This window comes from Bacillus sp. GMa5/1 (assembly GCF_050172015.1).
Taxonomy (GTDB): Bacteria; Bacillota; Bacilli; order Bacillales; family Bacillaceae_G; genus Bacillus_A; species Bacillus_A cereus.
This window is the reverse complement of the sequence record NZ_JBNLYC010000329.1, coordinates 1-2724: the sequence shown is the minus strand read 5'-3', so window position 1 is coordinate 2724 and position 2724 is coordinate 1. Positions and strand designations below refer to the sequence as shown.

Here is a 2724-nt window from a genome sequence, read left to right as displayed (position 1 = left end):
ATTAAATATTTATTAAATTTTTCAATTCTCTTCTTTTGGTAATCTCACTTCAAAAATTGTTCTCACTACATTACTTTCTGCAGAAATCTTCCCATTATGTTTCTCAACAATATTTTTAGCAATAAATAATCCAAGACCCGTACTATTTTTCTGTACTGTTCTTGCTTTATCACCTGTATAAAACATATCAAAAAGATAAGGTAACTCTTCTTCTGGTATACTTTCTCCATAATTAATAATCTGTACAACAACGTCTCCATCTTCAATGTATCCATTCATATCAACAAACTTCCCATTATTTCCATATCGAACCGCATTTGTTAGAAGATTTTCAAATACTCGTGCTAACAAATTCCCGTCACCGTTGATAGTTAAATTTGGTGCAACATGTAATCTAGCCTCTAATTGATTTTTCTCTAATAATGGATATAATTCCAAATCTAATTGCACGAGCAATTCACTTATATTAATGTTTTTTTTATCTATTTGTTGTACACCATAGTTCATTCGTGTAATTTCAAATAACTCATCAATTAAACTTTCAAGTCGTTGTGATTTTGCGAATGCAATTGTAGAATAATATTTAATTTGTTCCGCAGTTAAGTTTTTCTCATTGAGAATTAAATCTAAATAACCTAGGACAGATGTTAATGGTGTTCTTAAATCATGAGCTAAGTTAACAACAAGTTGATCTTTACTACTTTCTGCAAAGTCTCCTCGTTCAACCGCCTCTTTTAATTTTTCACTTGCAATATTAATTGCGCGTGCAATATCGCTGAATTCATCATTTGATGAAATATAAACTTTATGTGTGAAATCTCCTTTAGAGAGATGATGAATGCCATTAGAAATTTCATCAAAATACTTTAAATAAGGTTTCGTTAAAAAGAAAAAGAATAAAATAGATAGCAAAGTGAAGGAAAGGAAAGAGAAATAAATACTTCCCCCAACCACTCTATTTGCTACATAGTCTTCATGACTAACCATCATTCTAAAAGAGAACCCTAATGTTTTATAAATTATATATGTTCCGAAAGCTGCTAACATCATACTTAGTGCAAACAAAGCAATCATTTTAAACCTAAAACTTTTTATTATTTTAGCCATTGAAAGTATAACCTACTCCCCATATCGTTTTTATTAACTTGTTCTTCCTTTTATCTTCTCCAAGTTTCTTTCGTAAAGTACGAATATGCACCGTAACTGTATTATTGTTATCATCATAATAATCATTTGTCCATATCTGCTGAAAAATATTTTCAAGGCTATATACTTTTTTCGGATGACTTGCCAATAAATATAAAATATCAAACTCTTTTGGTGTCAAATCAATTCGTTCTCCGTATACATGTACCGTTCTTTTCTCAAAATCAATAACAACGCCTCCAGCCTCTAAAACAGATGTTTCTTCTACTTTCGGTTGATTTAACATAAGAAATCGGCGAAGTTGAGCATTCACACGTGCAACTAATTCAATTGGTGTAAAAGGTTTCGTCATATAATCATCTGCACCTAGTACAAGACCCGTCACTTTATCAAAATCAGATGTTTTCGCACTTAAGAAAATAATTGGCATATTTTGTTTGGTACGGATTTGACGCGTCACCTCATAACCATCCATTTTTGGCATCATGATGTCTAAAACCACTAAATCAATTGCCTGCGATTGAATAATTTCAATTGCGTCTTCTCCATCAGTTGCTTTTACAACCTGGTATCCTTCTTTTTTTAAATGTATTTCAATTAATTCAGCAATCTTCAAGTCATCATCAGCTATTAGAATTGTAATCGGCTTCATTTTATCCTACCTCTTCTTTTTCTTCCTTATATTCAAATACAAAATTGATTACTCTATTAATTTCATCTGCAAAATTACTAATGTGTAATTCATTCTTTTTGAAAATAATTTGAATTCCTGTCATTCCCTTAAAAAGAAAAATTCTTTTAGTATTTTTTGAATGGCTATAAAATTCCACGTTTCTACATTGAAATCTTATCATTTTCAGAAGGAAAGTGCAGAATGTCTCTAATAAAGCATATTTTTAAATACCTTACTAGCATTATTCTAATATTTTCCCTCATTGAAAATGTAGCTCCATTATGAATAGAACTTATCGCATACAGCCAAGTTTGGAATAAAGTATCATTGACTAGATAACAAGCAAAACCAGCTCGTATTCCATTACATACATATCAAATATATATAATATCTAGATTGCTTTTTAGCCATACATCTAAAGTTCCTTTATCAATCCATAGTTTCTTCTATAATTTTGAAGGCATCCTACTTTGTTTTTTTATACGTACATACTTTTTCTACCCATGGAAAATAAATTGTTAATTTGTCTTTATCTTGTACCATTTTTTGTTTTTGAGTAAAATTGTTTCCATAATCAATATTTATCCATTCATTATCAAGCCAAGTGTATGTCCCTGCATTTTTATATTCATTTGCTATTTTTTGAGTATGCATCTCTATTAACCATATAGTTTTCTTTTTTTTATTTTCTGGATTAACTTCGATTTTCTTATCAAACTGGTAAGAAACCGGACAAGTAGTGTCATTATCCGCTAATCTCCAATTCCCATTCAATTCTTTACCGCTACATCCAATTAGCAATAAACTAAAGCTAATTGGAACAATTAACTTTTTTATTTTTTTCATTATACATTTACCTTTCATTATCACTTTTTTATCTAATGCGTAGCTCAGTACAATTCCTT

General features: G+C 29.9%; 4 protein-coding genes. All 4 read right to left on the bottom strand.

Going from position 1 to position 2724, the window contains the following annotated elements:
- Nucleotides 1–21 precede the first annotated feature (21 nt).
- Nucleotides 22–1107: a HAMP domain-containing sensor histidine kinase gene (locus ACQGSG_RS28200; RefSeq protein ID WP_061667624.1), complete on the bottom strand. Its 1086-nt coding sequence runs from the start codon at nt 1105–1107 to the stop codon at nt 22–24.
- Nucleotides 1100–1798, bottom strand: a complete 699-nt coding sequence (locus tag ACQGSG_RS28195; RefSeq protein ID WP_065704807.1) for a response regulator transcription factor — start codon at nt 1796–1798, stop codon at nt 1100–1102. The genes ACQGSG_RS28200 and ACQGSG_RS28195 overlap by 8 nt, the downstream gene beginning before the upstream one ends.
- Nucleotide 1799: 1 nt before the next feature.
- A complete protein-coding gene (locus tag ACQGSG_RS28190) occupies nt 1800–1922 on the bottom strand; it encodes a hypothetical protein (protein ID WP_255288293.1) in 123 nt (40 codons plus the stop codon).
- Nucleotides 1923–2284: 362 nt separating this feature from the next.
- Nucleotides 2285–2724: hypothetical protein (locus tag ACQGSG_RS28185; protein WP_426948620.1), on the bottom strand; the 440-nt coding region annotated here is incomplete at its 5' end.